We start from the raw sequence: 26,304 nt of genomic DNA on the forward strand, positions 1-26,304 counted from the left end.
GCGCATGATTCAACTGCAGTGCTTGCAAGAGCAACCTTGTGCTGCGAATGGGCTGCAAAGCAGCCCCTGTATTTCAGCGGTTGGGCACATGCCCGAACAGACCCTGTGCTACCCGTACCCGCTGCTCGGCGTCTTCGGTCACACCCTCCTTGGCCAGTGCTTCGATGTGCGCCTCGATGGCATGGGTGCGCTGAGTCAGGCCGCAGTCGTTGGCAATCTGGATGTTCAGCCCCGGGCGGGCGTTGAGCTCCAGAATCAGCGGGCCCTTGTCCTGGTCAAGCACCATGTCCACGCCGATATAGCCCAGGCCGCACAGTTCATAGCAGCCAGCGGCCAGCTTCATGAAGCCGTCCCAGTTCGGCAGTTGCACGCCGTCCACCGCGTTGGTGGTGTCCGGGTGCTTGCTGATGATGTTGTTCAGCCAGGTGCCGCGCAGGGTCACGCCGGTGGCCAGGTCGACACCCACACCGATGGCGCCCTGGTGCAGGTTGGCCTTGCCGCCGGACTGGCGAGTCGGCAGGCGCAGCATGGCCATCACCGGGTAGCCCATGAGCACGATGATGCGGATGTCCGGTACGCCTTCGTAACTGATGCTCTTGAAAATCTGGTCCGGGGTCACGCGGTACTCGATCAGCGCGCGGTCGCGGTGCCCGCCGAGGGAGTACAGCCCGGTGAGGATGCTGGAAATCTGGTGCTCGATTTCCTCGTGGCTGATGATCTTGCCCGACACTGTGCGGTAGCGGTCCTCGAAGCGGTCGGCGATTACCAGGATGCCGTCACCGCCGGCGCCTTGCGCCGGCTTGATGACGAAATCGCTGCGACCGCCGATGATCTGGTCGAGCTTATCGATCTCTTTTTCGGTCTCGATGATGCCGTACATTTCCGGCACATGGATGCCGGCCGCCAGTGCGCGCTCCTTGGTGATGATCTTGTCGTCGACGATCGGGTACAGGCTGCGCTTGTTGTACTTCAGCACATAGTCCGCGTTACGTCGGTTGATCCCCATGATGCCCCGGGCCTCCAGGGCTTTCCACGTCTTGATCAGGCCAAACATCAGGAGTCAGCCTTTTTCAGGAAGGCTTTGAAGCGCACGAGTTCGGTCAGGCGGTAGCCGCGATAACGGCCCATCGCCAGCATGAAGCCCACCAGGATCAGCAGCACCGCCGGGAAGGTGAACACGAAGTACACCAGCTCCGGCACCATCATCAGCAGGTGTGCCAGGGAGGCGGCGAACAGGGTGCCGATGGCCACTTTCATGGCATGGCCGCCACCACGCTCTTCCCAGGTGATCGACAGGCGTTCGATGGTCATGGTCAGGATCACCATCGGGAACAGCGCTACAGACAGCCCGCGTTCAAGGCCCAGCTTGTGGCTGAACAGGCTGATGGCGGCAATCAGCACCACGACGAAGGTCAATACCACCGACAGGCGTGGCAGCATCTGCAGCTTGAGGTGTTCCAGGTACGAGCGCAGCGACAGGCCCAGGGCCGTGATCACCGTGAATAGCACAATACCGAAGCCCAGCTGGGTTTCGCGGAACGCCAGGGCGATCAGCACCGGGGTGAATGTGCCCAGGGTCTGGATGCCGATCAGGTTGCGCAGCACCAGGATCACCAACACGCCGATCGGGATCATGACCATGATCATGAAGGTTTGCTGGGTTTGCAGCGGCAGACCGTACAGCGAGTATTCGAGGAAGTCGGCGTCGGTGTTCTCGTCGGTCAGCTTGGCCAGGCGGATGGCGTTCATCTCGCTGTTGTTCATGCTGAAGGTGACAGTAGCCTTCTTGCCGCCATCGACGGTGATCAGGTTATCGTCACCGGTCCACCACAGCAGGCGGTCGCTCGGCAGGCCTTGCTCACCGGTGTCCGGGTTGAAGTACAGCCAGTCGTCGCCGTTGAAGCTGCGCAGCCACAGCTCCGGGGTTTGCGGGGTGTCGGCCAGCAGGCGGATGGTGTGCACCTTTTCCATCGGCACGTGGGCGATCGACAGCAGCAGGTCGATGACCTGGGCCTTCTTCATCGCCGAAGTGTCGCCAGCCAGCAGCAGCTTGACGTTGTCGTCGTTGAGGTTGTTGACCCGCTTGATGGTTTCGCTGACAAAGGTCTCGACGTCGGCCGAGTGCTGACGTATAGGGGCCATCAGGGCTTCAGCGGCGATCTTCTCGGGGCCCTCGACGGCCAGGCTGTCACGGAAGGTCGGGCCTTTGATCTTGGTCTTCTCGTTGCTGTAGCGCTTGGTCAGTACCAGGCGGTAGTAGAGGGTCTGGTTGCCACTGGCGCGACGTGCCGACCAGGTAACCTTGCGGTTGCCGTCGGCACGGTTGATGCTGACCCCGTAGTTGTTGGAGATGAAGCTCTCGTTGAGGCTGACGTAGTCGCGGTTCAGCGGTGGCACGAACATCTGCACCTTGACCGGGTCCTTGCTGCTGGCCACGAACTCGACCTTGGCGTCGATGTTCCACAGGTCGTCGGTTTCATCCTCGGTCACCGGGATGCCGAGCACGAAGATCTGATAAGCCGTGACCGCCACGCCCAATAGCACCAGCACGGTGATCAGGACTTTCAGATGGAGGGTGAGAGAGCGCATCGGGATTACTCTGCTTTGGGAGCGTCGGTGGCACAGGCAGGTTTGCCGGCCGCATATTTAAGGCTTGGGTCAACCAGTGCGTCGAAGTGCTTGAGCGCCTCGGAACCGATCAGCAGCGGGAACTGGAAGGCGCTGCGGTCGGTGAGGTTGACTTCGATGGTGCGCCTGGTCTGGCCCATGCAGATTTCGAGTTCGATGACCGGGCGGGCCGTGTAGGCCTTGCCTGATTCGGCATCATAGTCGCCGGCCCGGCGCTTGATCTTGCTGACGCGTGCCAGTGGGCGTTCGATCGGGTGCGAATGGGCCGCATCGATGGCGAGGTAGAAGCGTACCCAGCTTTCGCCATTGCGCTTGAACCGCTTGATGTCGCGGGCGCTGAGCGAGGCGGTCTTGGCACCGGTGTCGAGCTTGGCGGCCACTTCCAGGTCCAGGTCGCCCAGATGTGCGTATTCGTTGAGACCATACACGGTCTTGCCCGCAGCCTGGCCAAGGGCCGGCAGCAGGGTGAGGCATAGCAGCAATAAAACGGGTGTAAGTCTCATATTCCTGGCGCGGTGCATTGCAAGGTTCTAGGCAAGGTTCAGGTCAAGGTGACTGGCAATTACTGCGCAAGCTTCCTCGTTGATCTGTCAACAGGCACGAATGCATGACAGACAGGCTATCCATACCCCATCGGAGGCGCGGCATTCTATCACGCCGACGTCTTGACGCCAGCGGTGCGCGATCTGACAGCGTTGTAGTGGTGATAGTTCGCGATTAGACGATTGTCGACAATGTTCATTTTGTCTTTGACTTGGAGGGCTCGTTTCGTTAGTTTCTGGCGAAGAGATTTAAAAGGTGTCGACAATATGCAGGACCTTTCCACCCCCGGCCCGGTGCTGACAGACGAAACGGAAACCCTCTCCGAAAACGTCTTCCGGCGCATCCAGGCGGCCATTGTCAAGGGTGATATCGCCCCCGGCAGCAAGATTTCCGAGCCGGAGTTGGCGCGCACCTATGGCATCAGCCGCGGGCCGCTACGCGAAGCTATCCACCGCCTTGAAGGCCAGCGCCTGCTGGTGCGCGTGCCGCATGTGGGCGCGCGGGTGGTATCGCTCAACCACGCCGAACTGATCGAGCTGTACGAAATTCGCGAGTCGCTGGAAGGCATGGCCTGCCGCCTGGCCGCCGAACGCATGAGCCAGGCCGACATCGACGAACTGCGCCGGGTGCTCGACACCCATGAGCGCGATGCCGCGTTCCAGGCCGGCCTGGGGTACTACCAGCAGGAAGGCGACTATGACTTCCATTACCGGATTATTCAGGGTAGCGGCAACCAGACCCTGGTCAAGATGCTCTGCGGCGAGCTGTACCAACTGGTGCGCATGTACCGTATCCAGTTCTCTGCCACCCCCAACCGGCCACGCCAGGCCTTTGCCGAGCACCATCGCATTCTTGATGCCATCGCCGACCGTGACGGCGAACTGGCCGAACTCCTGATGCGCCGCCACATCGGCGCATCCAAGCGCAATATCGAGCGTCACTACCTGGACGCCCACAACAACAGCACACGAGGTGAGAAATGACAGTCAAGAGCACCCCCGGTCAGCGTTTCCGTGACGCCGTTGCCGCTGAACACCCGCTGCAGGTAGTTGGCGCCATCAACGCCAACCATGCCCTGCTGGCCAAGCGTGCCGGCTTCAAGGCCATCTACCTGTCAGGTGGCGGCGTGGCCGCTGGCTCCCTGGGCCTGCCAGACCTGGGCATCACTGGCTTGGACGACGTGCTCACCGACGTGCGTCGTATCACCGACGTGTGCGACCTGCCGCTGCTGGTGGATGTCGACACCGGCTTCGGCGCTTCGGCCTTCAACGTTGCCCGTACCGTGCGCTCGATGAGCAAGTTCGGCGCTGCCGCCATTCATATCGAGGACCAGGTTGGCGCCAAGCGTTGTGGCCACCGTCCCAACAAGGAAATTGTCAGCCAGCAGGAAATGGTCGACCGTATCAAAGCTGCCGTCGACGCCCGCAGCGATGACAGCTTCGTGATCATGGCGCGTACCGATGCGCTGGCCGTCGAAGGCCTGAACGCCGCCCTGGACCGTGCCGAGGCGTGTGTCGAAGCGGGCGCCGACATGATCTTCCCGGAAGCCATCACCGAACTGCAGATGTACAAGACTTTCGCTGATCGGGTGAAGGCACCGATCCTGGCCAACATCACCGAGTTCGGTGCCACGCCGCTGTACACAACCGAAGAGCTGGCCTCGGTCGACGTGTCGTTGGTGCTGTACCCGCTGTCGGCGTTCCGCGCCATGAACAAGGCGGCCGAGAACGTGTATGCCGCACTGCGTCGTGACGGCACGCAAAAGAACGTGATCGACACCATGCAGACTCGCATGGAGCTTTACGATGCCATTGGTTATCACGCCTTCGAGCAGAGCCTCGATGCACTGTTTGCCCAGAAGAAGGGCTAAGCGCTAGCGCCCGAATTAGCCAGAAAGCATCCATAACAAATTCAAGAAAGGAGAAACACCATGGCCGAAGCAAAAGTACTCAGTGGCGCAGGCCTGCGTGGCCAGGTGGCCGGCCAGACTGCACTGTCGACCGTGGGCCAGGCCGGTGCCGGGCTGACCTACCGTGGTTATGATGTGCGTGACCTGGCGGCCGGTGCCGAGTTCGAAGAAGTCGCCTACCTGCTGCTGTACGGCGAGCTGCCAACCCAGGCCGAACTGGCCGACTACAAGCGCAAGCTCAAGGGCCTGCGTGACCTGCCGCAAGCCTTGAAGGAAGTGCTTGAGCGCATCCCGCGCGATGCCCACCCGATGGACGTCATGCGCACCGGTTGCTCGGTACTGGGCACCCTCGAACCAGAACTGACCTTCGAAGCCCAGCGCGACAAGACCGACCGTCTGCTGGCGCTGTTCCCGGCCGTGATGTGCTACTGGTACCGCTTCACCCACCATGGCGTACGCATCGACTGCACCACTGATGAAGACACCTTGGGTGGCCACTTCCTGCACCTGCTGCACGGCAAGAAGCCGAGCGAGCTGCACGTCAAGGTCATGAACGTGTCGCTGATTCTCTACGCTGAACACGAATTCAACGCCTCGACCTTCACTGCCCGCGTCTGCGCCTCGACCCTGTCTGACCTGTACTCCTGCGTTACCGCAGCCATCGGCTCGCTGCGTGGCCCGCTGCACGGCGGTGCCAACGAGGCTGCGATGGAACTGATCGAACGCTTCCAGAGCCCGCAGGAAGCCACCGCCGAGCTGCTGCGCATGCTCGAGCGCAAAGACAAGATCATGGGCTTTGGCCATGCCATCTACAAAGAGTCCGACCCGCGCAACGAGGTGATCAAGGGCTGGTCGAAGCAGCTGGCTGACGAAGTGGGTGACAAGGTGCTGTACCCGGTGTCCGAAGCCATCGACAAGACCATGTGGGAGCAGAAGCGCCTGTTCCCCAATGCCGACTTCTACCATGCCTCGGCGTACCACTTCATGGGCATTCCGACCAAGCTGTTCACCCCGATCTTCGTCTGCTCGCGGCTGACCGGCTGGGCGGCGCACGTCTTCGAGCAGCGCGCCAACAACCGCATCATCCGCCCGAGCGCCGAGTATGTCGGCGTCGAACAGCGCCAGTTCGTGCCGATCGAGCAGCGCTGAATAGCTATAGAGAGGCAACCCGTTCCCCTTGTGGGAGCGGGTGTGCCCCCGAATGCGCCGGCCTTGCAACCACTGTGCACCTGCTGACGCATTCGCGGGCACGCCCGCTCCCACAGGTACGGTGAAACCTTCCGAATCCTGTGACCGAGCCTGATTCCATGATGAACACTGCATACCGCAAGCACCTGCCAGGCACCGACCTGGACTACTTCGATGCCCGCGCGGCGGTCGAGGCGATCAAGCCCGGCGCCTACGACGGCTTGCCATACACGTCCCGCGTGCTCGCCGAGAACCTGGTGCGCCGCTGCGATCCTGCTACGCTCGATGCCTCGCTGAGCCAACTGATCGAGCGCAAGCGCGACCTCGACTTCCCGTGGTTCCCGGCCCGCGTGGTGTGCCATGACATCCTTGGCCAGACTGCGCTGGTCGACCTTGCCGGCCTGCGTGACGCCATTGCCGACAAAGGCGGCGACCCGGCCCAGGTCAACCCGGTGGTGCCGGTGCAACTGATCGTCGACCACTCGCTGGCCGTCGAGTGCGGTGGTTTCGATCCGCAGGCCTTCGAAAAGAACCGCGCCATCGAAGACCGCCGCAACGAAGACCGCTTCCACTTCATCAACTGGACCAAGAAGGCGTTCAAGAACGTCGACGTGATCCAGCCGGGCAACGGCATCATGCACCAGATCAACCTGGAGAAGATGTCGCCGGTGGTCCACAGCGACCGCGGTGTCGCCTACCCGGACACCTGCGTCGGCACCGACAGCCACACGCCGCATGTCGATGCACTGGGTGTGATCGCCATCGGCGTAGGCGGCCTGGAAGCCGAAAACGTGATGCTCGGCCGCGCCTCCTGGATGCGCCTGCCGGAAATCGTCGGCGTCGAGCTGACTGGCAAACTGGCCCCGAACATCACCGCCACCGACCTGGTACTGGCCTTGACCGAATTCCTGCGCAAGCAGAAAGTGGTCGGCGCTTACCTGGAGTTCCATGGCGAGGGTGCTCGCGCCCTGACCTTGGGCGACCGCGCCACCATTTCCAACATGGCCCCGGAATACGGCGCCACGGCGGCGATGTTCGCCATCGACCAGCAGACCATCGACTACCTGCGCCTGACCGGCCGTGAAGAGCAGCAGGTCAAACTGGTGGAAACCTACGCCAAGGCCACCGGCCTGTGGGCTGACAGCCTGGGCGGCGCCGTCTACGAGCGCACCCTGAGCTTCGACCTGTCGAGCGTGGTACGCAACATGGCCGGCCCGTCCAACCCGCATGCCCGTGTCGCCACCAGCGACCTGGCGGCCAAAGGCATCGCCGGCAGCTGGGAAGAAGTGCCGGGGCAGATGCCGGACGGCGCGGTGATCATCGCTGCCATCACCAGTTGCACCAACACCAGCAACCCGCGCAACGTGATTGCCGCAGGCCTGATTGCGCGCAATGCCAACAAGCTGGGCCTGACCCGCAAACCGTGGGTCAAGTCATCGTTGGCACCCGGCTCCAAGGCGGTGCAGCTGTACCTGGAGGAGGCAGGGCTGGAGAAGGAGCTGGAGCAGCTTGGCTTTGGCATCGTCGCCTTCGCCTGCACCACCTGCAACGGTATGTCCGGCGCCCTGGACCCGGTGATCCAGCAAGAAATCATCGACCGCGACCTGTACGCCACTGCCGTGTTGTCGGGTAACCGCAACTTCGACGGGCGTATCCACCCGTACGCCAAGCAGGCCTTCCTGGCTTCGCCACCGCTGGTGGTCGCCTACGCCATAGCCGGTACCATCCGCTTCGACATCGAGAAGGATGTACTGGGGGTGGTCGACGGCAAGGAAATCCGCCTCAAGGACATCTGGCCCAGCGACGAAGAAATCGATGCGGTGGTGCGTGCCGCGGTCAAGCCGGAGCAGTTCCGCAAGGTCTACATCCCGATGTTCGCCATCGAGGAAGACCGCGGGCCGAAAGTTGCGCCGCTGTATGATTGGCGCCCGATGAGCACCTACATCCGCCGCCCTCCCTACTGGGAAGGTGCCCTGGCCGGCGAGCGCACCCTGCGCGGCATGCGCCCGCTGGCGGTGCTGCCGGACAACATCACCACCGACCACCTGTCGCCGTCCAACGCGATCATGCTCGACAGCGCCGCCGGTGAATACCTGGCGAAAATGGGCCTGCCGGAAGAAGACTTCAACTCCTACGCCACTCACCGTGGCGACCACCTGACCGCCCAGCGCGCCACCTTCGCCAACCCCAAACTGTTCAACGAAATGGTGCGCAACGACGATGGCAGCGTGAAGCAGGGCTCGCTGGCGCGTATCGAGCCGGAAGGCAAGGTTACCCGCATGTGGGAGGCGATCGAGACCTACATGCAGCGCAAGCAGCCGCTGATCATCGTTGCGGGTGCCGACTACGGCCAGGGTTCGTCGCGCGACTGGGCGGCCAAGGGCGTGCGCCTGGCGGGTGTCGAGGCGATCGTGGCCGAAGGCTTCGAGCGTATTCACCGCACCAACCTGGTAGGCATGGGCGTGCTGCCGCTGGAGTTCAAGCCGGGCACCGACCGCAACACCCTGGGCCTGGATGGCAGCGAAACCTATGACGTGCTGGGTGCGCGTACGCCACGGGCGACCCTGACCCTGGTGGTTACCCGTGCCAATGGCGAGCGCCTGGAGGTACCGGTGACCTGCCGCCTGGACACCGCCGAGGAAGTGTCGATCTACGAAGCGGGCGGGGTGCTGCAGCGCTTTGCCCAGGACTTCCTCGAAGCGACCGCCTGAGCATGAATCGGGGGCCGCTCTGCGGCCCTTTCGCGACACAAGGCCGCTCCCACAAAGGGCGGCGCAGTACCTGTGGTAGCGGCCTTGTGTCGCGAAAGGGCTGCAAGGCAGCCCCAGGGTATTTCACCGGACTATCAGGATGCCCAAGAAAATGGCACATGTACCCCAGATCAAAATCCCCGCCACGTACATCCGCGGCGGCACCAGCAAAGGCGTGTTCTTCCGCCTGCAAGACCTGCCCGAGCAGGCGCAAATTCCAGGCCCCGCTCGCGACGCACTGCTGCTGCGGGTAATCGGCAGCCCCGACCCTTACGGCAAGCAGATCGACGGCATGGGCGGCGCCACGTCCAGTACCAGCAAGACCGTCATCCTGTCGCAAAGCATCAAGCCCGAACACGATGTCGACTACCTGTTTGGCCAGGTCAGCATCGACAAGGCCTTCGTCGACTGGAGTGGCAACTGCGGCAACCTGTCCGCTGCGGTCGGTTCGTTTGCCATCAGCAGTGGGCTGGTCGACCCGGCGCGTATTCCGCGCAACGGTATCGCCACCGTGCGTATCTGGCAGGCAAATATCGGCAAGACCATCATCGCCCACGTCCCGATCACTGAAGGTGAAGTGCAGGAAACCGGCGACTTCGAGCTGGACGGGGTCACCTTCCCGGCGGCCGAGGTGCAGCTGGAGTTTCTTGACCCTGCAGCCGATGAAGACGGCGGTGGCGGTGCCATGTTCCCCACTGGCAAGCTGGTCGATGACCTGGAAGTGCCGGGGATCGGTACGTTCAAGGCGACCATGATCAATGCCGGTATCCCGACCATTTTTGTCAATGCTGCCGATATCGGCTACACCGGTACCGAACTGCAGGACGCCATCAACGGCGATCCGCAGGCGCTGCTGCGCTTCGAGACCATTCGCGCCTACGGCGCTGTGCGCATGGGGCTTATCGACAACGTCGATCAGGCTGCCGGGCGTCAGCACACGCCGAAAGTGGCGTTCGTCGCGCCGCCGAGCACCTACACTGCGTCCAGTGGCAAGGCGGTGCAGGCCGATGAGATCGACCTGTTGGTGCGGGCCTTGTCGATGGGCAAGCTGCACCATGCCATGATGGGTACGGCTGCGGTGGCAATTGGCACTGCGGCGGCCATTCCGGGCACGCTGGTCAACCTCGCCGCTGGCGGTGGCGAGCGCAGCGCTGTGCGTTTCGGTCATCCTTCGGGCACCCTGCGGGTCGGAGCCGAGGCACGCCAGGTGAAGGGTGAGTGGACGGTAACCAAGGCAATCATGAGCCGTAGTGCTCGCGTGCTGATGGAGGGCTGGGTTCGCGTACCTGGCGACAGCTTCTAACGCACCACTGGCGCTCGGCTTTAGTTCGTTGGGGCCGCTTGGCGGCCCTTCGCGGGCCTGCCTGCTGCCACAGGGCAACCACAGCTTCTGGATGCTGTGGTCAACCCGTGGCAGCGGGTGAGCCGGCGAAGGGCTGCACAGCAACCCCGGCAATTCTGAAGGGAGCTGGATATGAGCGCCAACGTAGACCTCAATGACCGCCCGGACTACGACCGGGTGCTACAAACCCTGGCCGATTACGCCATCGGCTACCGGGTCGAATCCCTCGAGGCCCTGGACACCGCGCGCAACTGCCTGATGGACACCCTCGGTTGCGGCCTTCTCGCCTTGCGCTTCCCTGAGTGCACCAAGCTCCTTGGTCCTCAGGTGGAAGGCACGCTGGTCCCGAATGGTGCTCGCGTCCCCGGCACCTCCTATCGCCTCGACCCGGTCAAGGCTGCCTGGGACATTGGCTGCACGGTGCGCTGGCTGGACTACAACGACACCTGGCTGGCCGCCGAATGGGCTCATCCCTCGGACAACCTTGGCGGCATCCTGGCAGTGGCTGACCACCTGTCACAGAAACGGGTTGCCGCGGGTGAACAGCCACTGCTGATGCGTGATGTGCTGGAGGCCATGGTCATGGCGCATGAGATCCAGGGCGTGCTGGCGCTGGAAAACGCCTTCAACCGCGTCGGCCTCGATCACGTGATTCTGGTGAAGGTCGCCTCGACCGCCGTGTGTGCCAGGCTGATGGGGGCCAATCGTGAGCAGATGCTCTCGGCCTTGTCCCACGCCTTCGTCGACGGCCAGGCCCTTCGAACCTATCGCCACGCGCCCAACGCCGGTTCGCGCAAGTCCTGGGCTGCGGGTGACGCCTCCAGCCGAGGTGTGCGCCTGGCCGACATCGCCTTGCGCGGGGAGATGGGCGTGCCGGGCGTGCTCACGGCGACGCAGTGGGGGTTCTACGATGTTTCGTTCAGCCACACCAACAAAGACCTGGCGCTCAAGCCCGCCGGGCAGTACGAGCTGCGCCTGCCCCAGGCGTTGGGCAGCTATGTGATGGAAAACGTGCTGTTCAAGGTCAGTTTCCCTGCCGAGTTCCACGCCCAGACCGCCTGTGAGGCAGCAGTGATTCTGCATCCACTTGTGCGTAACCGCCTGCATGAAGTCGACCGCATCGTCATCACCACCCAGGAGTCGGCGATCCGCATCATCTCCAAGAGCGGCCCGCTGGCCAATGCCGCCGACCGTGACCACTGTCTGCAGTACATGGTGGCCGTGCCGCTGATCTTTGGCCATTTGGTGGCCGAGCATTATGAGGACGCCTTCCATGCCAACCACCCCAGTATCGACCGCCTGCGCGAGAAGATGGAGGTGGTGGAAGACCCGCGCTTCAGTCGCGAGTACCTGGAGCCGGACAAGCGTTCGATCGCCAACGCGCTGCAGGTGTTCTTCAAGGATGGCAGCAGCACCGAGCAAGTGGTGGTGGAATACCCGATCGGGCATCGTCGGCGGCGGGGGGAGGGGATACCGTTGCTGGAGGCCAAGTTCAGGGCCAACCTGGCGACCCGCTTTGCCCGGCAGCGGTGCCAGCAGGTTTTCGAACTGTGCAAGGACCAGCAGAAGCTGGAAGGCACGGCTGTGCACAGGTTCGTGGACTTGTTTGTGATATGAGGTGGCCTGTGCCGGCCGTTTCGCGGCTAAAGCCACTCCTACAAGGGCATGCGCAGGTCTCGAACACCGTGGGGGCCCTGTAAGAGCGGCTTTAGCCGCGAAGCGGTCGGCACAGGCCAAAACAACAAAGCCCCGGCATCGCTGCCGGGGCTTTGTTTACAACGTGTAACTCAGCTTACGCCTGAACCACCGGGATCTTGGCGTTGGCTGCCGCTTCGCGGAACTCGGCAATCTGGTCGAAGCTCAGGTAGCGGTAAACGTCGGCAGCCATGCTGTCGATGTCTTTCGCGTACTGCATGTACTCTTCGACGGTCGGCAGTTTGCCGATGATCGAAGCGACAGCGGCCAGCTCGGCCGATGCCAGGTACACGTTGGTCGCGTCGCCCAGACGGTTCGGGAAGTTACGGGTCGAGGTGGAGACCACGGTCGAACCGGTCTGCACACGTGCCTGGTTGCCCATGCACAGCGAGCAGCCTGGCATTTCCATGCGTGCACCGGCCTTGCCGTAGATGCCGTAGTAGCCTTCTTCGGTCAGCTGGTGAGCGTCCATCTTGGTTGGCGGAGCCAGCCACAGACGGGTCGGAATGCCACCCTTGACCTTCTCCAGCAGCTTGCCGGCAGCGCGGAAGTGACCGATGTTGGTCATGCACGAACCGATGAACACTTCGTCGATCTTCTCGCCTTGTACCGAGGACAGCAGGCGGGCATCGTCCGGGTCGTTCGGCGCGCAGAGCACAGGCTCTTTGACGTCGGCCAGGTCGATTTCGATGATTTCGGCGTATTCGGCATCGGCGTCGGCCGACAGCAGCTCAGGCTTGGCCAGCCAGGCTTCCATGGCCTGGGCACGGCGCTCCAGGGTGCGGGCATCGCCGTAGCCTTCGCCGATCATCCAGCGCAGCAGGGTGATGTTGGACTGCAGGTACTCGGCGATGGCCTTTTCCGGCAGCTTGATGGTGCAACCGGCAGCGGAACGCTCGGCCGAGGCGTCGGACAGCTCGAAGGCTTGCTCGACGGTCAGTTCGTCCAGGCCTTCGATTTCCAGGATGCGGCCGGAGAAGGCGTTTTTCTTGCCTTTCTTCTCGACGGTCAGCAGGCCCTTCTGGATGGCGTAGTAAGGGATGGCATGAACCAGGTCACGCAGGGTGATGCCTGGCTGCAGTTTGCCCTTGAAGCGCACCAGGATCGATTCTGGCATGTCCAGTGGCATGACGCCGGTGGCGGCAGCGAAGGCCACCAGGCCGGAACCGGCCGGGAACGAGATGCCGATCGGGAAGCGGGTGTGCGAGTCGCCACCGGTACCTACGGTGTCAGGCATCAGCATGCGGTTCAGCCAGCTGTGGATGATGCCGTCGCCCGGGCGCAGCGACACGCCGCCACGGGTGCGGATGAAGTCTGGCAGGGTGTGGTGGGTGGTGACGTCGATCGGCTTCGGATAGGCCGCGGTGTGGCAGAACGACTGCATGACCAGGTCAGCAGAGAAGCCCAGGCATGCCAGGTCTTTCAGCTCGTCGCGCGTCATCGGGCCCGTGGTGTCCTGGGAGCCGACGGTGGTCATTTTTGGCTCGCAGTAGGCGCCTGGGCGCACGCCCTGGCCTTCTGGCAGGCCACAGGCACGGCCGACCATTTTCTGCGCCAGGGTGAAGCCCTTGCCGGAATCGGCAGGCTGCTCTGGTTTCTTGAACAGGTCGGAAGCACCCAGGCCCAGCTCGGCGCGGGCTTTTTCGGTCAGGCCACGGCCGACGATCAGCGGGATACGGCCGCCAGCGCGGACTTCATCCAGCAGCACTTCGGTTTTCAGCTCGAAGTTGGTGACCAGCTCGTCGCTGTCGTGACGGCGTACTTCACCTTTGTATGGGTAAACGTCGATGACGTCGCCCATGCCCAGGTTGGTGCAGTCGAATTCGATCGGCAGGGCGCCGGCGTCTTCCATGGTGTTGTAGAAGATCGGGGCGATCTTGGTGCCGAAGCAGAAGCCACCGGCGCGCTTGTTCGGCACGTAAGGGATGTCGTCGCCGAAGAACCACAGTACCGAGTTGGTAGCGGATTTACGCGAGGAACCGGTACCGACCACGTCGCCGACATAGGCAACCGGGAAGCCCTTGGCCTTGACGGCTTCGATCTGGGCCAGCGGGCCGACCGAACCAGGCTGCTGCGGCTCGATGCCGTCGCGGGCCATTTTCAGCATGGCCAGGGCGTGCAGCGGAATGTCAGGGCGCGACCAGGCGTCCGGGGCAGGCGACAGGTCGTCGGTGTTGGTTTCGCCAGGCACCTTGAACACGGTCAGGGTGTACTTGTCGGCGATGGCCGGGCGCGAGGTGAACCACTCGCCGGCAGCCCAGGATTCCAGGACTGCCTTGGCGTGCGTGTTGCCGGCCTTGGCTTTTTCGGCCACGTCGTGGAAGGCATCGAACATCAGCAGGGTGTGCTTGAGCTGTTCGGCCGCGACGGCGCCCAGTTCGGCGTCATCCAGCAGTGCGACCAGCGTTTCGATGTTGTAGCCGCCCTGCATGGTGCCCAGCAGTTCGGTGGCGTGCTTGCGGTCGATCAGTGGCGACTTGGCTTCGCCCTTGGCGACGGCGGAGAGGAAAGCGGCCTTGACGTAGGCAGCTTCGTCGACCCCTGGCGGTACGCGGTTGGTGATCAGGTCTACGAGGAAGGCTTCTTCGCCGGCCGGCGGGTTTTTCAGCAGCTCGACCAGGCCTGCAGTTTGTTCGGCGTTCAGCGGCTGGGGAACGATACCCAGGGCGGCGCGCTCTTCGATGTGTTTGCGGTAGGCTTCAAGCACAGTTATTTCCCTCATCAGTGGTCCCTAAAGGGGGTCCGGGACGCTTATCCAGCATTCAATGCACCCATGCGCTGCCGCGGCTTTGTGGGCCGCCCAACCAGGGTCGCAAGGAATCCTTACAGAAGCTGCTTTCAAAGTTTTACGCCTGCAGAACGGGGACTGATGAGGGCTGGCGCGGGCATGCGAGGGATGCATGGCCCGGGCCAACGCCGTTCTACCGGATCAACTGTGCTCGTGACGCTTTGAAAACAGCTTCCAACGGACATTGTTGCCTTTGAAAAGGCCGGATGATTCTACGGTAAAAAAAGCCTGAAGGTAAGGCGGTGTTCATGACTTTAACGAGTGACCCTGGTTAGACAAAGGGCTAACATGGGCCTGTGTTCCATCGCCAAGCTGTTGTTTTTCATGTCCAACAAGTCCATCAAAACCCCTTGCGTCGGCCTGTGCTCCACGGTGTACGGAGACACGGTGTGCCGTGGCTGCAAGCGTTTTCACCACGAAGTGATCAACTGGAACGGCTACGACGACACGCAGAAGCGTGCCGTGTGGTTGCGCCTTGAGCAGCTGCTGGTGCAGGTGATGATGGCCAAGCTTGAGGTGTTCGACAAAGGCCTGCTGCGCCAGCAACTGGAGCAGCGCTCCATCCGCTTTGTCGAGCAGCAGTCGGCGTATTGCTGGGCTTACCAGCTGATTGCCCGCGGGGCGCGGATGATCCGTGATCTGGAGGCCTATGGCATGGCGTTGCTGCCGGAGTTCCGTGACTGGGAACTGCCCCAATTGCGCGATGCGATCGATCGCGAGTTCTTCCTGCTTTCAGAGGCGCACTACCAGCGCTACATCGCCCCCAGCTTCCTGCGCGATGCCATGGGCAGCGCGCAGGGCCAGTGAGCCGGGCGAATCAGTCGCCGGTGTATTCGCAACCGCTGGTGCAGGTTTCGTGGATGCGCACCTTGGACAGCTCCGGCATCAGCGGCTTGACCTGGTCCCAGATCCATTTGGCGATCACTTCGCTGGTGGGGTTTTCCAGGCCGGGGATGTCGTTCAGGTAGTTGTGGTCCAGCTGATCATAGATCGGCTTGAAGATCGCCTTGACCTCGGCGAAGTCGCGGATCCAGCCCGTGTGCGGGTCGAGCGGGCCGGTCAGGTGCAGGCCGACCTTGAACGAGTGGCCATGCAAACGGCCGCATTTGTGCCCTTCAGGGACGTGGGGCAGGCGGTGGGCCGATTCGAATGTGAATTCCTTGAAAATTTCCACTGGTGGACCTGTAAAGCTGATGGGGTATGGGCTTGAGCGGAATCTGACGTTTCAGTGTACTGCTCAATGTACTGATTGGTCGTCGCTGGGGTTGAGTGAAGCCATCCATTGGTTGATGTCCGACTGGCGCCAGGCGACCGATTTGGGTCCTATCTTAACCTGTTTTGGAAACGTTCCTTCCTTAATTCGTGTGTACACGGTGTTGCGGCCCATGCCAGTGATGCGGAGCACATCGGGCAGGCGAAGCAGGCGATCAATTCCATCTAACTGTGCCATATAGCCTCCTCAGGCCGTGAAGTGGTGCCCGACCTTCGCCGCGCGGGCGGCTTCCTCGGTGCGGAACATGATTTCTTTGGTGCCGGGGTGACCCTCAGCCTCGTACTCAACCGATACCCACCAGTGGCCGAACTTGCGGTACGGCTCGCCGAGGATCTTCGTGACGTAGCAGTCGATCAGGTTCATGGATGGTCTCCACGCCGCCGGTGGCGGCAGGTTGGTGGTCAGTCGCAGCTGCTTGAGCTGGACCCGCTGTCGCTGGAGCTGCTGCTCTCGCTCGACGAATAGCTGCTGCCGCCGTCGTAACTGCTGTAGTCACGACTGGAGCAGGAGCTGCTGGTGCTGCGCGATGTTTCGTAGCTGTCGGCCTGGTAAGCTGGATGCAGCGGGCTGAAGGGGCTCAACGGGTTGAGCGGATCAAGCATCGGATCTTGCCTTCCGGCTGCCGGGCTGTGGCCGCGTGCGTATCCTGTCGGTGCCAGCGCCTGGCGCGGCTCGGGCTTCTTCTTTCGCTTGAAAATGCGAGTCAAGAAATTGAGCATGAGTCTCTCCATGCCCGCGCATGTCGGCGGGCTTGAGTTGTAGGGGGAGGGGGTTAGGCTGCTGCGCGTTTCATGAAGGTGATCCAGTGCGTCTTCTCGCGCTTACCGGACTTGTGGCCAAACAGGGGCTTTTCATCGGTCAGGGCCAGTAGCTCGCTGACCAGCACCTGAGTTTCGTTCCACTTGAAGATCAGGATTCCTTCGGGCTCCAGCACGCGGAAGCACTCGGCGAAGCCCTGGCGAATATCATCCCGCCAGTCGTTGGTGAGAACCCCATACTTGGCACGCATCCAGCTGTCTACGCCTGCCCGGGTCAGGTGCGGAGGGTCGAACACGACCAGCCGGAAGGTGGAGTCCTCGAATGGCAGGTTCCGGAAGTCCATCAGCACATCTGGCTCTACCTTCAATACGCGACCGTCGCAGAGCAGGTGTTCCTCGTCGCGGATGTCGCCAAACAGGGCGCGCTGGTCGTCCTTGTCAAACCACATCATGCGGCTGGCGCTGCAGGGATCGAGCACTTTCGCTGCAGAGTTCACGGCATCAGCTCCTTCGGAACCTGGACGGTATCGCCGATCTTGTGGGCGACTATGGTCAGGCACGCTGCAGGCAACGGTAGATCGGCGCCTTGGGCGACGTCCTTGCCGTTATCGGTTATCCAGGCTGCCCAGTAGTCCCACTCTGGCTGCGGGCAGTGCAGGCTGACGTTGTGTTTCTGCATGAGCGGGCCGCCCACAGCCCAGTCTTCCCACGGGTTGAAGCGCTTGGTGTGCTCGATGGCCTCGCCCTGGTACCGGGCGAACACCCGCCAGGGCACCCCGTTGTAGCCGGGCGGCTCAAGGAACAGGTCCAGCCCTTCAGCCTTTCCGACTGCCCACCCCAGCGCCTCGCCGACCAGGTCGGTCGTCTTCACTTCGATCAGGTCGGTCATGGCGTCACCTGGCGGGGATAGGGTGGCTGGGTGGAAAGGGAGAACGATCCAAGCAGCGGGAGCCTCGCCCATGCGCCAAAGTGACCGTGGCCTACGTAGTATTTGGTGCCGGCTGCCATAGAGGGACCGAAGGCCGGAAGGCAGAGCGCCATCTTTGATTTGCGCCACCGGACTGCCCAGCGCCAGTAGCCACACTTGAGCGCCCAACTGGCGACCACAGCCTCTTCCTTGCCGCCGTAGCACCAGTTCAGTCCTAGAAAAAGCTTTCCGATCTTCACAGCTGATACCTCTCATCAATCCAGCGCCCAGGCGCCAGTGCGGGTGTAGGTTCGGGTTGTGTTTCGTGCGGGGAGAGCTGGCGCTGTTTGCCGGCCTGGAGCTGGCTGTCGGGGATGCAGCTGATGCCGCCTGGCGAGCTGAAGCCATAGAGCCAGCAGGTGGCCCCGCGCTCGTCGTCATGGAACACGCGTACTCCATGCGGCAACGGATCTGCGATGGCGCCTGTGGTCAGCAGCAGGAGGCATAGGGCGAGGCGGGTCATGATTTGCTCCCGATTGCTGCTGCCGCCTCAACGATTGCCCGGCGAGTTGCGCGGAATGGGTCGTCGCCGTGGTAGATGTCGAACTCGCCAAAGCGCTCGGCATCCACGCAGGTATAGGGGGCGCTGTCGCCATCGAACGGCTCAACGATATGGATCTGGATGCCCAAGCGGTCAGCTCGGCCCATCAGTACGGCCAGGCGCAGAGCGTCGCCGTCATTGATGAGCGGATTCCAGTGGGCTCGCACGCCGGACTGGCCTTTCAGGCGGAACGGCCACTTCGGGTCGCGGCAGGTGCAAGGCTCGATCTCCAAGCGGCCACCCTTGGCGGCCAGCTTAAGCAGTTCGTGATCCAGGTTCTTTTCTTCGGGCATGACTTCGTCCTTGGCCGCCATATCGCGGCAGTGAATAGAGGGGAGAGGGGTTATGGCGTCAGGAGTACAAATGTGCTCTTGGCGTCAGGATGGCTTACGCTCTTGCTGGGCGATGACCTTCAGGCAGTTCTTGCAGGTGACTTCGGACTTGAACCGCGCCGACTCCCATTCCTCGCCGTCACGGTGGCCACGGCCTACGCCGCAGGCCGAGAAGTGTTCGTGATCGTTGCCGTCGTGGTCATACTCGATGTGGGCGGCCCAATGGATTTTCATGGCTGGCGCTCCAGGGCGACAGGGCGGATGTCACCAAGACCCCGAGCGTTCAGGTAGCCATCGGCGTCACGCACGCGCACGCATACGCGGTGTACGCTGGGGTCTGGGCGAAGGTTCTCCCAGGCGTAGTAGCCGACCACTGTGTGCTCCACCCACTCATTCTCACGGGCCAGGTGGATCAAAACTTTGCTGCCGATCGGCGGAATAAGGTCGCCAACGACCGGCGGCAGCGGCGCGCTCAGCGCTGCGCTGTCGGATAGGGCGTCGTCTATCGCATCAATCAAGGCTGGGGTTTCCTGGCCAAACCCTTCTGCATTGCGCCCGACCACTCCTTCGAAGTCGCGCGCGATTGGGTAAAGAACGCCGTCACGTGCAGATGTAACCCACTCCAGGCACTTGCGTAGAAGGTCGTTTCGCTCTTCGATCTTCAACCCATACTTGATCTCTAACACTCGCAGGCGATCAACCTCTTGCACATGGCTGCGAATGCTCTCCCGCTGTGTTTTGATTCGGGATTCCAGCCTTTCAACCTCGGCGGTATCGGCCATCGGCCCCAGGCCAACAATCGGCAGCCCAGTCGCCGCCGCATCCCTCTCTGCCTCTTCTTTGGTCCACCAGAAGGCAGTACCAACCATCCACGCTATAGGGTCGGGGTGGGGCTGCGGGGCTGGCTGGGCCAGAAGGGCCCGAACTGCCCTGAACTGGCCAAGTGTGAGGGATAGGTCCTTGTGCAGCCCAAGGTCACGGGCGGGCTCAAAGCTATCGTCTTCGGCAGCGTCATAGCAGTCGGCGACGGCAACGAATGGCGCAAGGACAGCGGCCATCTCTGTGTTGCTGGATCGGTTTTCTGTGGGCATGGGGATACCTCTGTAGGTCACAAGGCCAGTTCTGTCTGGCTCTCGCGCTGCCAAATAGGGGAGCTGGTGTGTGCTTCAATTCGATCGGCGATCACGCTGGCGCGCTGGCCGGCCGACGGCGGGGTGTACATGCCGAAGCGGCTGATGCTGCCGCCGTTCACTGCGGCGTTCGTGCTGTCAGCCGATGCCAGCGGCAGGCTCTGGAAGATTGCCGGGTCAAGCATTCGCAGGCCATGCAGGCGGCAGACTGGCCGGCCCTGGTCATCGCATATGGCGTCCATTGCGGCGCCCATGCGCTTCCACCACGCGGCGGTGCCCGGCGAACGCCATTGGCCTGAACTGCCCAAGGCGACCATGCGCCAGGAGTAGGCCAGGCGCTGCAGCCTCTCGATCGACTCATGCATGTGCCAGACCGGAACACCTTGCAGGTGGCCGGGCCATTGTTCGAGCAGCCGATCGTTGGCGTCTTCGTCCCCGTCGATCACGTCAGGGATCAGCGCCCAGTCGAAGCCAGGGTGCCGGTGCCAGTCATCCACCCAGCGGGTGTAGCCATCTACATCGACCTGGCCGCCTTTCTTCCAAACGGTGAACGCGCCGTTGTCGAAAACAAACGACTGGCAGGCCTCGGCGACGATGCCCATGTCGTCTTGCCGCGGGAACGGCACCAGGGCGTGCCGGCCGGCCAGCAGCCGCGCCGCGTCTTGCCGTGAGCCGCCGATCGGCGTGCCGTGGTAGTGAATCATCCGCTCAGCCTCACCGTTTCGATCTCGACGCCCTGGTGCACCGCCTTGATCACCTGGTCGCCACCGAATCGCTCGGCCAACTGGTCGGCGATCTGCTCGTGCCAACCCTGCTTAATCAGCGCGGTGGCGGTCTTGATGTGCTCCACGCGGATCATCGACTGGCTGCGAATCTCCAGGTTGTAGACGATCACCTCCGCATCGCTTGGGCAAACGGCGGTGAAGGTGTGGCGGTAGATGTTCATGGGCGATCCTCGCCGGGGAGGCGTTATCGTTGAATAGGGGAAGGCGCTTGCGGGCAGCGCTGGTCAGGCGGCGTATCGAGTCCGCAAAGCGGCGGCAATACGAGAGTCTGACTGCGTCTCGGCGTAGGCAATTGCAATTCGGTGCTTGTGCTCTCGCCATGCCTGGTGAGCTTCGGAGGCACTGGTGTGATAGCCGAGAAACTCGTGACGCCCAGTGAAAGGGTTCCTGCACTGAGCCACGAATCTATGCCGCGCCTTGTGCCAGGAAACTCCGATCGGCAGGTCGCCACGTATCGCCTGGCTATCGACCATGAATCTGTTCAGGTCAGGCGGGATGAATGCGCAAGTATCCGGTGAATACACCTTGTTGCCTGGCACAAGCAGATCTTTGTCCAAGTGCTTGCCTTCATGATCTTGCGTGGACATCCAAGCCCTGAAGGACGAGAAGGTGAGCCAATCGCTGGCTGCCGAGCAGTCGTGATAGGTGGGGTTTCTGATCTGAAACTTCTCGCTGTAGCAGCGCTCCAGCATTCCGGTCCATGCCTTGTAGAACGGGCAGGTCCATACGGATCGCCGGCGCCCGCCAACCGTTTCGGTAAGGCAAACCTGATAGTCGGCATCGTTGGCTCCGACTCCATAAACTAGCTTCAGGGCTTTGCTCATCGCGCTCTCCTGATATATGTGGGCAGCGTCATGCCTCCGATGGCCGGATGCGGCATGGTGGCAATTTGGTTTGGGATGGGGTATTACGGGTGACCGGCATGGGCCGGGCCATGGAGGTGCTGGATTGAAGAGGTTTCTGGTATTGGCAGCGCTGCTGCTTCCGTTTGTAGCTCAAGCTGAATCTGTAGAGGACAAGTATCCAGGCGATTGGAACTGGGAATACAACACCGCAATCTCCTCGTCGTTGGCTCAAGCCAAGGTAAAAAGCTGCGGCATCATCAGATACAGAGTCAGCAGGGATAGCAGTAGCGAATTCCTGGTTTACTGCTCAAACGACAATGAGAACTGGAAGGCCTACCTAGTCTGGCCAAACATCAACAAAGTTCTTGGGCCATACCAGCCAGACCCCTCATTACCATAGGCTGGATAACCTCATCCCCTGGATCCTGCTGAATCATCAGCATGCTCTTCCGGTCGAAGGCCATGGCCATGCGGGGCGATATGCTGATTTCATGCCGTGGCGGGGTGAGAAACTTCGCTGCGTGCAGCCTGCCCAGAGCGTGGATGCCGTGGATCAGCGCCTCGATCATCTGGCTGTAAGTGGCGTCCGCCCAGCCGCATATCGCTCGCAGGTGCTGGCCGGTTCGTTTCCTGGCTGACAGCCGCAGCGGTTCAGACCGCGCCACAGATCGGTGAGCTTCGATTTCGTGGCGCGTAATCCTGAATAATGCGTGATGCCCGAGCGCTTCGATGTGATGAATCATCAGCGTCATCGCCTCGCCCTGTTCCTCGATGCCGGCCCACTCCATCAGTTCCTGCAGTGCCTGTTTAGTCCCTGGTCGAACCTTCAAGCGCAGGTCTTCTTCCTGCAGCCTGGCGGCTTTGGCGCGGCGCTTCTCGTCGCGCACCTGCTGAGACATCGCCATACGGCACCTCCTTGATTCCGCTGGGCGGGATGTGTAAATGCAGCTGGCGGCGACGCTGCTGCGTGAGCTTCTGGATGCGTCTCATGGATGGCACACCTCAATGGGCGTTTTCTTCGTCGAGCCAGACGGCATAACCACCAGTAGACGCTTGTTTCCTCGGTATACGCCCCAAGGCTGACCAGTGGATCTGGCCATGGCCGCCGCGTACTTCACGGCGGGCACAGGCTGAGACATGGTGGCGATCATGCGCCCGCCAGGTGGTGGAGCGGGGCGAAAGGTATGTCGTCGTCGAAGCTTTCGGGGTCCGGCCCATACCCTGCTTGCTGGTTCTGTTGCTGCGGCGCCTGGCGCGGCTGTTGGTACTGCTGGCGCTGCGGCTGCTGACGTTGTTGCTGTCGTTGCTGCTGTGGCTGGCGCTGTTGTTGCTGGCTGCCGCCCTGGTTGTCCGGCCGCCCGCCCAGCAGCTGCAGGGTGCCGTTGATGTCGACGTGCACCTCTGTGGCGTAGCGCTTGATCCCGTCTTTCTCCCATTCGCGGGTTTTCAGCTTGCCCTCGATGTAACACTGGGAGCCTTTGCGCAGGTACTCGCCGGCAATCTCAGCGACCTTGCCGAACAGCACCACGCGGTGCCATTCGGTCTTCTCGACCTTCTGCCCGGTCTGTCTGTCGTTCCAGGATTCGCTGGTGGCCAAGTTCAGGTTTGTGACCGCGTTGCCATTGGGCAAGTAGCGGACCTCGGGATCCTGGCCGCAGGTGCCGACCAGGATGACTTTGTTTACTCCACGTGCCATGTGAGCTCCTAGCGCTGCAGTGCTTTGCGAACGAACGGGTCGAGGTCAGGCCGGTTTAGGAGCCAGCGGCGGTAGTCGGCCGGCAGGTCGCTGAATTTGGCGCCGCGGTGCTTGCCGAAGCCAATCACGGTGGGGATGCGGGCGTCTTCGGAGATGGTCCAGAGTTCTTCCCAGCTGGCCACCGGGCGGCCCAACTCGGCAGCTAGAGCGTCGAGGATCTTGACCAGCAGAAGGCGGCAGTTTTTCACGTCGTCCAGCGCGGCGTGAGCGTTGCGCAGCAGGCCCGGCGCTTGCTCGCGGTAGTGCAGGTAGATCATCGCCGATTGCGAGTGGCTGTCGGCGTCAGGCCACAGGCGACGGCTCAGCGCTGCGGTACAGATTCGCTTGAGATCCGGCTGTCCGATGACGCCCCAGTCGTAGTCGACGTTGTGGCCGACCAGGTACTCGATCTCGGCAGGCAGTTGGAATTCAGTGTGGTCCGGGCACTCCGCCAGCTCCTCGTCGAGGATGTGGCTGGTGGCCAGGGCGCCGAGTTCGATGGCCTTGCCCGGCTTGTAGCGCTGGAGAAACTCGGTGGCCACCTGCAGGCTAAGAGTGTCTGCCAACTGCAGATATGCGGCCTCGACCAACTGCGGGTCGTTCAGGCCAGTGGTTTCGCTGTCGAAGATGCAGGCGTTCATGCCGATTGCTCCTGAGGGGTGAGTTCGTACTTGCGTTGGTCCTTCGCGGCGTTCAACTGCGCAAGGAGGTGAGGGGACTGCTCGAGGACGCGATAGGCTGCCGAGAACACGCTCTGCAGCTCCTGCATCGTTTCTGTGATCGGAATCTTCGACAGGGCGTCGTCGAGTGCCGCAGCTTGGAGATCAGCTTGAGACTTGCCATCGTTCAGCCAGGCCAAGAGGCGCCGGCCGGTATCCGGGCTGATCACTTCAGGCTGATCGAAGAGCCGGGTACGGTCCTTGGTGGCCACGGCAACGTTGCCGTCGTGGAGGAGGTCGAGCACTACGGTGAACTCGTAGTCAGAACCGTCACGCTGCTCGGACTTCATGCCAAGCTTGAGGATCTTCTTGCCTTCGCCCTGGACCGTTTCGGTCTTGCTGCGCATCGTGCAGATGATGTGCAGCGGGCTGGTCAGGATGGTGTCGACCAGCTTGCGGTGGCGCGGCGTCGTCTCGTTCCAAGCCGACCAGGTGTTGCCCTTGTAGCGCTGCTTGGCGATCGTGTCGTTGATCTCAAGGCAGCCACCGGAACCAACCCACTCGTGGGAGTAGCTGTCGATGATCAGCGTCGAGTAGCCGCCTGCCTCTGCAGCCTTTATGGCCTCGATGTACCGTTCCGGCGAGTACGGTGCGCTCAGCCCCGTGACATCGAAGTCGGTCAGGTCGGCGTACAGCGAGGCGCTTTCGTGCTCGGTGTCGATGACCGCGATCGGCCCGCCCAGGCCGATGGCCAGTTGCAGCGCGGAATAGGTCTTGCCTGATCCAGATGGGCCGGTAAGTGCTAGCCGTAGCCTTGCCTGCTTACGTTCGGCTTTCTTGAACATGGGGATGCCCTCAGTTCGGTTGGTTGTCCCACTGCCGCTCAATGCGAGCGGCCTCGTCTTCGTACTCTTTGCGCTCATCGCCCTGGTACCGCTCAGGCGAGAACGATCCGACCGTCATCCAGTCGAGCTGGGCGGCCAGGCGGGGTGTTGTGTTCATGTTTGCCTCAGGAGGTGATGCAGCCTGCGTAAGCGCTGACGAGCATCCAGGCGGTGCACAGGGAGAGGGTGATGAAGCTGCCGCGGCACATGGCGAAGCGGCGTGCGCGCTGATAGCTGGTCATGGCCGCACGCGGACGGCGATGCGCCGGCCCTTCATTGTCACGCCAAGACTGCGCTTGAGGCTCGCCACTGGCGTTTCCCGTGGCAGGCCGACAGCCTCGTTGAACGGGATGCCGAAGCTGATCACCGCAAGCGTGCGCTCGATCTGCTCCAGTTGCTCGTCGATCAAGGACTTCACAGGTGCTGTGCTCATGCCACCCTCCCGTGCATCTCCATCCACTGTTCGTGGTCGCGGGCAATGATGCGATTCAGGCGCTCTGTGTAGGTGCGCTGCTCGACAAGACCGATGGCGCCAGTGAGGCCGGCCAGGTCAATGGCCATAACCAGCTCACCACGTAGCGTGTCGCTGAAGTTCTCGCAGATGGCAGTGAATCGAGAGTCGATGATATCGACCACGGCCTGGCGGGTACTCTTGTTCATGCCGTCCTCCGGGCGGCGCCTGTGCCGCACATGGCTTCCATCTTGGTGAGCGCTGAGCTGATTACTCGACGGCTCTCTGCCCGCTGATGCTCGTTGCGCTCGCGAATCATCGTGTTCCAGGCCTGGTTGTTCGCCCGGGCCTGTTCCGAGGTCATATGGTCAGCCCACGACGAGTCACCAAAAAGCTGGTACTGGCGGTCGACTTCGCGGGCCTGGGCGCTGTCTGCGTAAAGCTCGTGCTCGCGAGCCATAGTCGCCTCCAGGTGGTGGGTTACTCGGTGGGTGGGGAGGGTGGCTCAGGAAGCTCCATCCAATGCGTGACCCAGAGAAGGTCATGGAACTCGCCGGTGAAGAAGCTGTTGTGGTGTGATGCGATGAAGACATCGCACCCATCAGAGCAGAGGACCTGCTTGTTCTCAGGTGGAAGCTGGTCTTCAACCTTGATCCACCCGCTCATGGCTTCACCCGGGCGGCGAGCATCAAATCAGCCCAGGCGTATGGCCACTGAATGGCCTGCTGCTTGTAGCGCTCAACCTTCCAGGCTTGGATTTCATCCTCGTTTGTAGTGATGAACTCCATGGTTTCCTCATCCCGAACGCCATTGAAAGCCGGCTCGGGAGAGTCCATGACCGGCTCAAACCATGCAGGCGGATTGGACGGTGCATGGGCGGCGAAGAAATCACGCAGGTTCATGCCCGGGTAAGCGCTGAAGGTTTGCGGCTTGATTTCTTCGCCGTTGAAACCCTTGATCGGCGTGATTCCGCTGTTATTGATCTGCGTGGGGAAGGCAGGTCCGCCTGTTTCTTTGCTCATCGTATGAACCTCGGTAGCCAACCGCATGAGGCAGATGCCAGCGCAGGCGACCAACCTCTGCGCGCCGTGAGAGCGCAGT

General features: G+C 62.1%; 34 protein-coding genes. 7 read left to right on the forward strand and 27 right to left on the reverse strand.

The annotated features are described in order from the left end of the window. Positions 1-73 precede the first annotated feature (73 nt). Genes AA098_RS10025 through AA098_RS10035 form a run of 3 tightly spaced genes read right to left on the reverse strand, consistent with a single transcriptional unit; the run spans position 74 to position 3,131 of the window. Positions 74-1,054, reverse strand: a complete 981-nt coding sequence (locus tag AA098_RS10025; RefSeq protein ID WP_003250303.1) for an alpha-L-glutamate ligase-like protein — start codon at positions 1,052-1,054, stop codon at positions 74-76. Then, positions 1,054-2,589 (reverse strand): inactive transglutaminase family protein, encoded by a 1,536-nt coding sequence (locus tag AA098_RS10030; RefSeq protein ID WP_003250305.1) that lies wholly within the window; start codon positions 2,587-2,589, stop codon positions 1,054-1,056. Before AA098_RS10030 ends, AA098_RS10025 begins: the two co-directional genes overlap by 1 nt. A 5-nt stretch (positions 2,590-2,594) precedes the next feature. Then, complete coding sequence (locus AA098_RS10035) at positions 2,595-3,131, reverse strand: ATP-dependent zinc protease (RefSeq protein WP_010953297.1); 537 nt, start codon at positions 3,129-3,131, stop codon at positions 2,595-2,597. A gap of 306 nt (positions 3,132-3,437) precedes the next feature. Between AA098_RS10035 and AA098_RS10040 the strand changes: the two genes are divergently transcribed. The 6 genes from AA098_RS10040 (at position 3,438) to prpD (ending at position 11,977) form a co-directional block, all read left to right on the forward strand. After that, complete coding sequence (locus tag AA098_RS10040) at positions 3,438-4,154, forward strand: GntR family transcriptional regulator (protein ID WP_003250308.1); 717 nt, start codon at positions 3,438-3,440, stop codon at positions 4,152-4,154. Further along, positions 4,151-5,041, forward strand: a complete 891-nt coding sequence (prpB, locus tag AA098_RS10045) for a methylisocitrate lyase (protein ID WP_003250310.1) — start codon at positions 4,151-4,153, stop codon at positions 5,039-5,041. Before AA098_RS10040 ends, prpB begins: the two co-directional genes overlap by 4 nt. Positions 5,042-5,101: 60 nt before the next feature. Next, entirely contained in the window at positions 5,102-6,229 is a 1,128-nt protein-coding gene (gene prpC / locus AA098_RS10050) for a 2-methylcitrate synthase (protein WP_003250313.1), read from the forward strand. Positions 6,230-6,390: 161 nt separating this feature from the next. Then, on the forward strand, positions 6,391-8,979 hold the full coding sequence (acnD, locus tag AA098_RS10055; RefSeq protein WP_003250315.1) for a Fe/S-dependent 2-methylisocitrate dehydratase AcnD: 2,589 nt from the start codon (positions 6,391-6,393) through the stop codon (positions 8,977-8,979). A 151-nt stretch (positions 8,980-9,130) separates the two neighbouring features. After that, positions 9,131-10,321, forward strand: a complete 1,191-nt coding sequence (gene prpF / locus AA098_RS10060) for a 2-methylaconitate cis-trans isomerase PrpF (protein ID WP_003250318.1) — start codon at positions 9,131-9,133, stop codon at positions 10,319-10,321. A gap of 171 nt (positions 10,322-10,492) precedes the next feature. Further along, the gene (gene prpD, locus AA098_RS10065; protein ID WP_003250321.1) at positions 10,493-11,977 is read left to right on the forward strand and encodes a 2-methylcitrate dehydratase; all 1,485 of its coding nucleotides are present in this window, start codon (positions 10,493-10,495) and stop codon (positions 11,975-11,977) included. A gap of 175 nt (positions 11,978-12,152) precedes the next feature. Here prpD and acnB read toward each other — a convergent pair whose 3' ends face one another. After that, positions 12,153-14,762, reverse strand: a complete 2,610-nt coding sequence (gene acnB, locus AA098_RS10070; protein WP_004576788.1) for a bifunctional aconitate hydratase 2/2-methylisocitrate dehydratase — start codon at positions 14,760-14,762, stop codon at positions 12,153-12,155. A gap of 405 nt (positions 14,763-15,167) precedes the next feature. Between acnB and AA098_RS10075 the strand changes: the two genes are divergently transcribed. After that, entirely contained in the window at positions 15,168-15,650 is a 483-nt protein-coding gene (locus tag AA098_RS10075; protein WP_004576787.1) for a DUF1289 domain-containing protein, read from the forward strand. 10 nt (positions 15,651-15,660) lie between these two features. On the opposite strand, the gene queD is transcribed toward AA098_RS10075, so the two are convergent. The 23 genes from queD to AA098_RS10180 form a co-directional block, all read right to left on the reverse strand. Then, positions 15,661-16,017, reverse strand: coding sequence for a 6-carboxytetrahydropterin synthase QueD (gene queD / locus AA098_RS10080; RefSeq protein WP_003250327.1), 357 nt, complete (start codon positions 16,015-16,017; stop codon positions 15,661-15,663). Between the two features lie 63 nt (positions 16,018-16,080). Next, positions 16,081-16,293 (reverse strand): AlpA family transcriptional regulator, encoded by a 213-nt coding sequence (locus tag AA098_RS10085; RefSeq protein WP_012053046.1) that lies wholly within the window; start codon positions 16,291-16,293, stop codon positions 16,081-16,083. Between the two features lie 9 nt (positions 16,294-16,302). Continuing rightward, the gene (locus AA098_RS29465) at positions 16,303-16,479 is read right to left on the reverse strand and encodes a hypothetical protein (RefSeq protein ID WP_177342670.1); all 177 of its coding nucleotides are present in this window, start codon (positions 16,477-16,479) and stop codon (positions 16,303-16,305) included. A 38-nt stretch (positions 16,480-16,517) separates the two neighbouring features. Further along, positions 16,518-16,835, reverse strand: coding sequence for a hypothetical protein (locus AA098_RS10090; protein WP_064614135.1), 318 nt, complete (start codon positions 16,833-16,835; stop codon positions 16,518-16,520). Positions 16,836-16,888: 53 nt separating this feature from the next. Then, positions 16,889-17,371, reverse strand: coding sequence for a class I SAM-dependent methyltransferase (locus AA098_RS10095; protein WP_064614136.1), 483 nt, complete (start codon positions 17,369-17,371; stop codon positions 16,889-16,891). Next, positions 17,368-17,763 (reverse strand): DUF2591 domain-containing protein, encoded by a 396-nt coding sequence (locus tag AA098_RS10100; protein ID WP_064614137.1) that lies wholly within the window; start codon positions 17,761-17,763, stop codon positions 17,368-17,370. The genes AA098_RS10095 and AA098_RS10100 overlap by 4 nt, the downstream gene beginning before the upstream one ends. Before the next feature lie 274 nt (positions 17,764-18,037). After that, the gene (locus AA098_RS10105; protein ID WP_064614138.1) at positions 18,038-18,304 is read right to left on the reverse strand and encodes a hypothetical protein; all 267 of its coding nucleotides are present in this window, start codon (positions 18,302-18,304) and stop codon (positions 18,038-18,040) included. Continuing rightward, entirely contained in the window at positions 18,301-18,675 is a 375-nt protein-coding gene (locus AA098_RS10110) for a hypothetical protein (RefSeq protein ID WP_064614139.1), read from the reverse strand. The genes AA098_RS10105 and AA098_RS10110 overlap by 4 nt, the downstream gene beginning before the upstream one ends. 84 nt (positions 18,676-18,759) lie before the next feature. Further along, positions 18,760-18,948 carry a hypothetical protein gene (locus tag AA098_RS10115; protein ID WP_064614140.1) on the reverse strand — a complete coding sequence of 63 codons (189 nt, stop codon included), beginning with the start codon at positions 18,946-18,948 and terminating at the stop codon, positions 18,760-18,762. Continuing rightward, a complete protein-coding gene (locus tag AA098_RS10120) occupies positions 18,945-19,805 on the reverse strand; it encodes a hypothetical protein (RefSeq protein ID WP_064614141.1) in 861 nt (286 codons plus the stop codon). Before AA098_RS10120 ends, AA098_RS10115 begins: the two co-directional genes overlap by 4 nt. Before the next feature lie 17 nt (positions 19,806-19,822). After that, on the reverse strand, positions 19,823-20,548 hold the full coding sequence (locus AA098_RS10125) for a hypothetical protein (RefSeq protein WP_064614142.1): 726 nt from the start codon (positions 20,546-20,548) through the stop codon (positions 19,823-19,825). Further along, a complete protein-coding gene (locus tag AA098_RS10130; protein WP_064614143.1) occupies positions 20,545-20,790 on the reverse strand; it encodes a hypothetical protein in 246 nt (81 codons plus the stop codon). Before AA098_RS10130 ends, AA098_RS10125 begins: the two co-directional genes overlap by 4 nt. Before the next feature lie 63 nt (positions 20,791-20,853). Beyond that, positions 20,854-21,453 carry a hypothetical protein gene (locus AA098_RS10135; RefSeq protein WP_082916881.1) on the reverse strand — a complete coding sequence of 200 codons (600 nt, stop codon included), beginning with the start codon at positions 21,451-21,453 and terminating at the stop codon, positions 20,854-20,856. 374 nt (positions 21,454-21,827) lie between these two features. Beyond that, positions 21,828-22,379 (reverse strand): hypothetical protein, encoded by a 552-nt coding sequence (locus tag AA098_RS10140; protein ID WP_064614144.1) that lies wholly within the window; start codon positions 22,377-22,379, stop codon positions 21,828-21,830. A gap of 242 nt (positions 22,380-22,621) precedes the next feature. Continuing rightward, positions 22,622-23,170: a single-stranded DNA-binding protein gene (locus AA098_RS10145; RefSeq protein ID WP_064614145.1), complete on the reverse strand. Its 549-nt coding sequence runs from the start codon at positions 23,168-23,170 to the stop codon at positions 22,622-22,624. A gap of 8 nt (positions 23,171-23,178) precedes the next feature. Continuing rightward, positions 23,179-23,850, reverse strand: a complete 672-nt coding sequence (locus AA098_RS10150; RefSeq protein ID WP_064614146.1) for a 3'-5' exonuclease — start codon at positions 23,848-23,850, stop codon at positions 23,179-23,181. Further along, entirely contained in the window at positions 23,847-24,713 is an 867-nt protein-coding gene (locus AA098_RS10155; RefSeq protein WP_064614147.1) for an ATP-binding protein, read from the reverse strand. The genes AA098_RS10150 and AA098_RS10155 overlap by 4 nt, the downstream gene beginning before the upstream one ends. A 10-nt stretch (positions 24,714-24,723) precedes the next feature. Continuing rightward, positions 24,724-24,870: a hypothetical protein gene (locus AA098_RS29155; RefSeq protein ID WP_156747519.1), complete on the reverse strand. Its 147-nt coding sequence runs from the start codon at positions 24,868-24,870 to the stop codon at positions 24,724-24,726. Between the two features lie 120 nt (positions 24,871-24,990). Further along, the gene (locus tag AA098_RS10160) at positions 24,991-25,185 is read right to left on the reverse strand and encodes a hypothetical protein (protein ID WP_015269564.1); all 195 of its coding nucleotides are present in this window, start codon (positions 25,183-25,185) and stop codon (positions 24,991-24,993) included. Further along, positions 25,182-25,412 (reverse strand): hypothetical protein, encoded by a 231-nt coding sequence (locus tag AA098_RS10165; RefSeq protein ID WP_064491400.1) that lies wholly within the window; start codon positions 25,410-25,412, stop codon positions 25,182-25,184. Before AA098_RS10165 ends, AA098_RS10160 begins: the two co-directional genes overlap by 4 nt. Continuing rightward, entirely contained in the window at positions 25,409-25,663 is a 255-nt protein-coding gene (locus AA098_RS10170) for a hypothetical protein (RefSeq protein ID WP_064491401.1), read from the reverse strand. The genes AA098_RS10165 and AA098_RS10170 overlap by 4 nt, the downstream gene beginning before the upstream one ends. A 20-nt stretch (positions 25,664-25,683) precedes the next feature. Then, positions 25,684-25,869: a DUF551 domain-containing protein gene (locus AA098_RS30170; RefSeq protein ID WP_064614148.1), complete on the reverse strand. Its 186-nt coding sequence runs from the start codon at positions 25,867-25,869 to the stop codon at positions 25,684-25,686. Beyond that, positions 25,866-26,252 (reverse strand): hypothetical protein, encoded by a 387-nt coding sequence (locus AA098_RS10180; protein ID WP_156747520.1) that lies wholly within the window; start codon positions 26,250-26,252, stop codon positions 25,866-25,868. The genes AA098_RS30170 and AA098_RS10180 overlap by 4 nt, the downstream gene beginning before the upstream one ends. Positions 26,253-26,304: the final 52 nt, after the last annotated feature.

Origin of the sequence: Pseudomonas sp. JY-Q, assembly GCF_001655295.1 — a bacterium.
Lineage (GTDB): Bacteria > Pseudomonadota > Gammaproteobacteria > Pseudomonadales > Pseudomonadaceae > Aquipseudomonas > Aquipseudomonas alloputida.

Bases quoted from the DNA above. Each gene is read 5' to 3' on its own strand.
- AA098_RS10155 (WP_064614147.1), bottom strand. From the start codon at position 24,713: ATGTTCAAGAAAGCCGAACGTAAGCAGGCAAGGCTACGGCTAGCACTT.
- AA098_RS10115 (WP_064614140.1), bottom strand. From the start codon at position 18,948: ATGAAAATCCATTGGGCCGCCCACATCGAGTATGACCACGACGGCAAC.
- AA098_RS10150 (WP_064614146.1), bottom strand. From the start codon at position 23,850: ATGAACGCCTGCATCTTCGACAGCGAAACCACTGGCCTGAACGACCCG.
- AA098_RS10145 (WP_064614145.1), bottom strand. From the start codon at position 23,170: ATGGCACGTGGAGTAAACAAAGTCATCCTGGTCGGCACCTGCGGCCAG.
- AA098_RS29465 (WP_177342670.1), bottom strand. From the start codon at position 16,479: ATGAACCTGATCGACTGCTACGTCACGAAGATCCTCGGCGAGCCGTAC.
- AA098_RS10170 (WP_064491401.1), bottom strand. From the start codon at position 25,663: ATGGCTCGCGAGCACGAGCTTTACGCAGACAGCGCCCAGGCCCGCGAA.
- AA098_RS10100 (WP_064614137.1), bottom strand. From the start codon at position 17,763: ATGACCGACCTGATCGAAGTGAAGACGACCGACCTGGTCGGCGAGGCG.
- AA098_RS10110 (WP_064614139.1), bottom strand. From the start codon at position 18,675: ATGCCCGAAGAAAAGAACCTGGATCACGAACTGCTTAAGCTGGCCGCC.
- AA098_RS10180 (WP_156747520.1), bottom strand. From the start codon at position 26,252: ATGCGGTTGGCTACCGAGGTTCATACGATGAGCAAAGAAACAGGCGGA.
- AA098_RS10085 (WP_012053046.1), bottom strand. From the start codon at position 16,293: ATGGCACAGTTAGATGGAATTGATCGCCTGCTTCGCCTGCCCGATGTG.
- prpD (WP_003250321.1), top strand. From the start codon at position 10,493: ATGAGCGCCAACGTAGACCTCAATGACCGCCCGGACTACGACCGGGTG.
- AA098_RS10035 (WP_010953297.1), bottom strand. From the start codon at position 3,131: ATGAGACTTACACCCGTTTTATTGCTGCTATGCCTCACCCTGCTGCCG.
- prpF (WP_003250318.1), top strand. From the start codon at position 9,131: ATGGCACATGTACCCCAGATCAAAATCCCCGCCACGTACATCCGCGGC.
- AA098_RS10135 (WP_082916881.1), bottom strand. From the start codon at position 21,453: ATGAGCAAAGCCCTGAAGCTAGTTTATGGAGTCGGAGCCAACGATGCC.
- AA098_RS10125 (WP_064614142.1), bottom strand. From the start codon at position 20,548: ATGATTCACTACCACGGCACGCCGATCGGCGGCTCACGGCAAGACGCG.
- AA098_RS10090 (WP_064614135.1), bottom strand. From the start codon at position 16,835: ATGCTCAATTTCTTGACTCGCATTTTCAAGCGAAAGAAGAAGCCCGAG.
- AA098_RS10140 (WP_064614144.1), bottom strand. From the start codon at position 22,379: ATGGCGATGTCTCAGCAGGTGCGCGACGAGAAGCGCCGCGCCAAAGCC.
- AA098_RS10120 (WP_064614141.1), bottom strand. From the start codon at position 19,805: ATGCCCACAGAAAACCGATCCAGCAACACAGAGATGGCCGCTGTCCTT.
- AA098_RS10040 (WP_003250308.1), top strand. From the start codon at position 3,438: ATGCAGGACCTTTCCACCCCCGGCCCGGTGCTGACAGACGAAACGGAA.
- AA098_RS10030 (WP_003250305.1), bottom strand. From the start codon at position 2,589: ATGCGCTCTCTCACCCTCCATCTGAAAGTCCTGATCACCGTGCTGGTG.
- AA098_RS10130 (WP_064614143.1), bottom strand. From the start codon at position 20,790: ATGAACATCTACCGCCACACCTTCACCGCCGTTTGCCCAAGCGATGCG.
- AA098_RS10105 (WP_064614138.1), bottom strand. From the start codon at position 18,304: ATGACCCGCCTCGCCCTATGCCTCCTGCTGCTGACCACAGGCGCCATC.
- AA098_RS10160 (WP_015269564.1), bottom strand. From the start codon at position 25,185: ATGAGCACAGCACCTGTGAAGTCCTTGATCGACGAGCAACTGGAGCAG.
- AA098_RS29155 (WP_156747519.1), bottom strand. From the start codon at position 24,870: ATGAACACAACACCCCGCCTGGCCGCCCAGCTCGACTGGATGACGGTC.
- AA098_RS10075 (WP_004576787.1), top strand. From the start codon at position 15,168: ATGTCCAACAAGTCCATCAAAACCCCTTGCGTCGGCCTGTGCTCCACG.
- AA098_RS30170 (WP_064614148.1), bottom strand. From the start codon at position 25,869: ATGAGCGGGTGGATCAAGGTTGAAGACCAGCTTCCACCTGAGAACAAG.
- AA098_RS10165 (WP_064491400.1), bottom strand. From the start codon at position 25,412: ATGAACAAGAGTACCCGCCAGGCCGTGGTCGATATCATCGACTCTCGA.
- prpC (WP_003250313.1), top strand. From the start codon at position 5,102: ATGGCCGAAGCAAAAGTACTCAGTGGCGCAGGCCTGCGTGGCCAGGTG.
- prpB (WP_003250310.1), top strand. From the start codon at position 4,151: ATGACAGTCAAGAGCACCCCCGGTCAGCGTTTCCGTGACGCCGTTGCC.
- AA098_RS10025 (WP_003250303.1), bottom strand. From the start codon at position 1,054: ATGTTTGGCCTGATCAAGACGTGGAAAGCCCTGGAGGCCCGGGGCATC.
- acnD (WP_003250315.1), top strand. From the start codon at position 6,391: ATGAACACTGCATACCGCAAGCACCTGCCAGGCACCGACCTGGACTAC.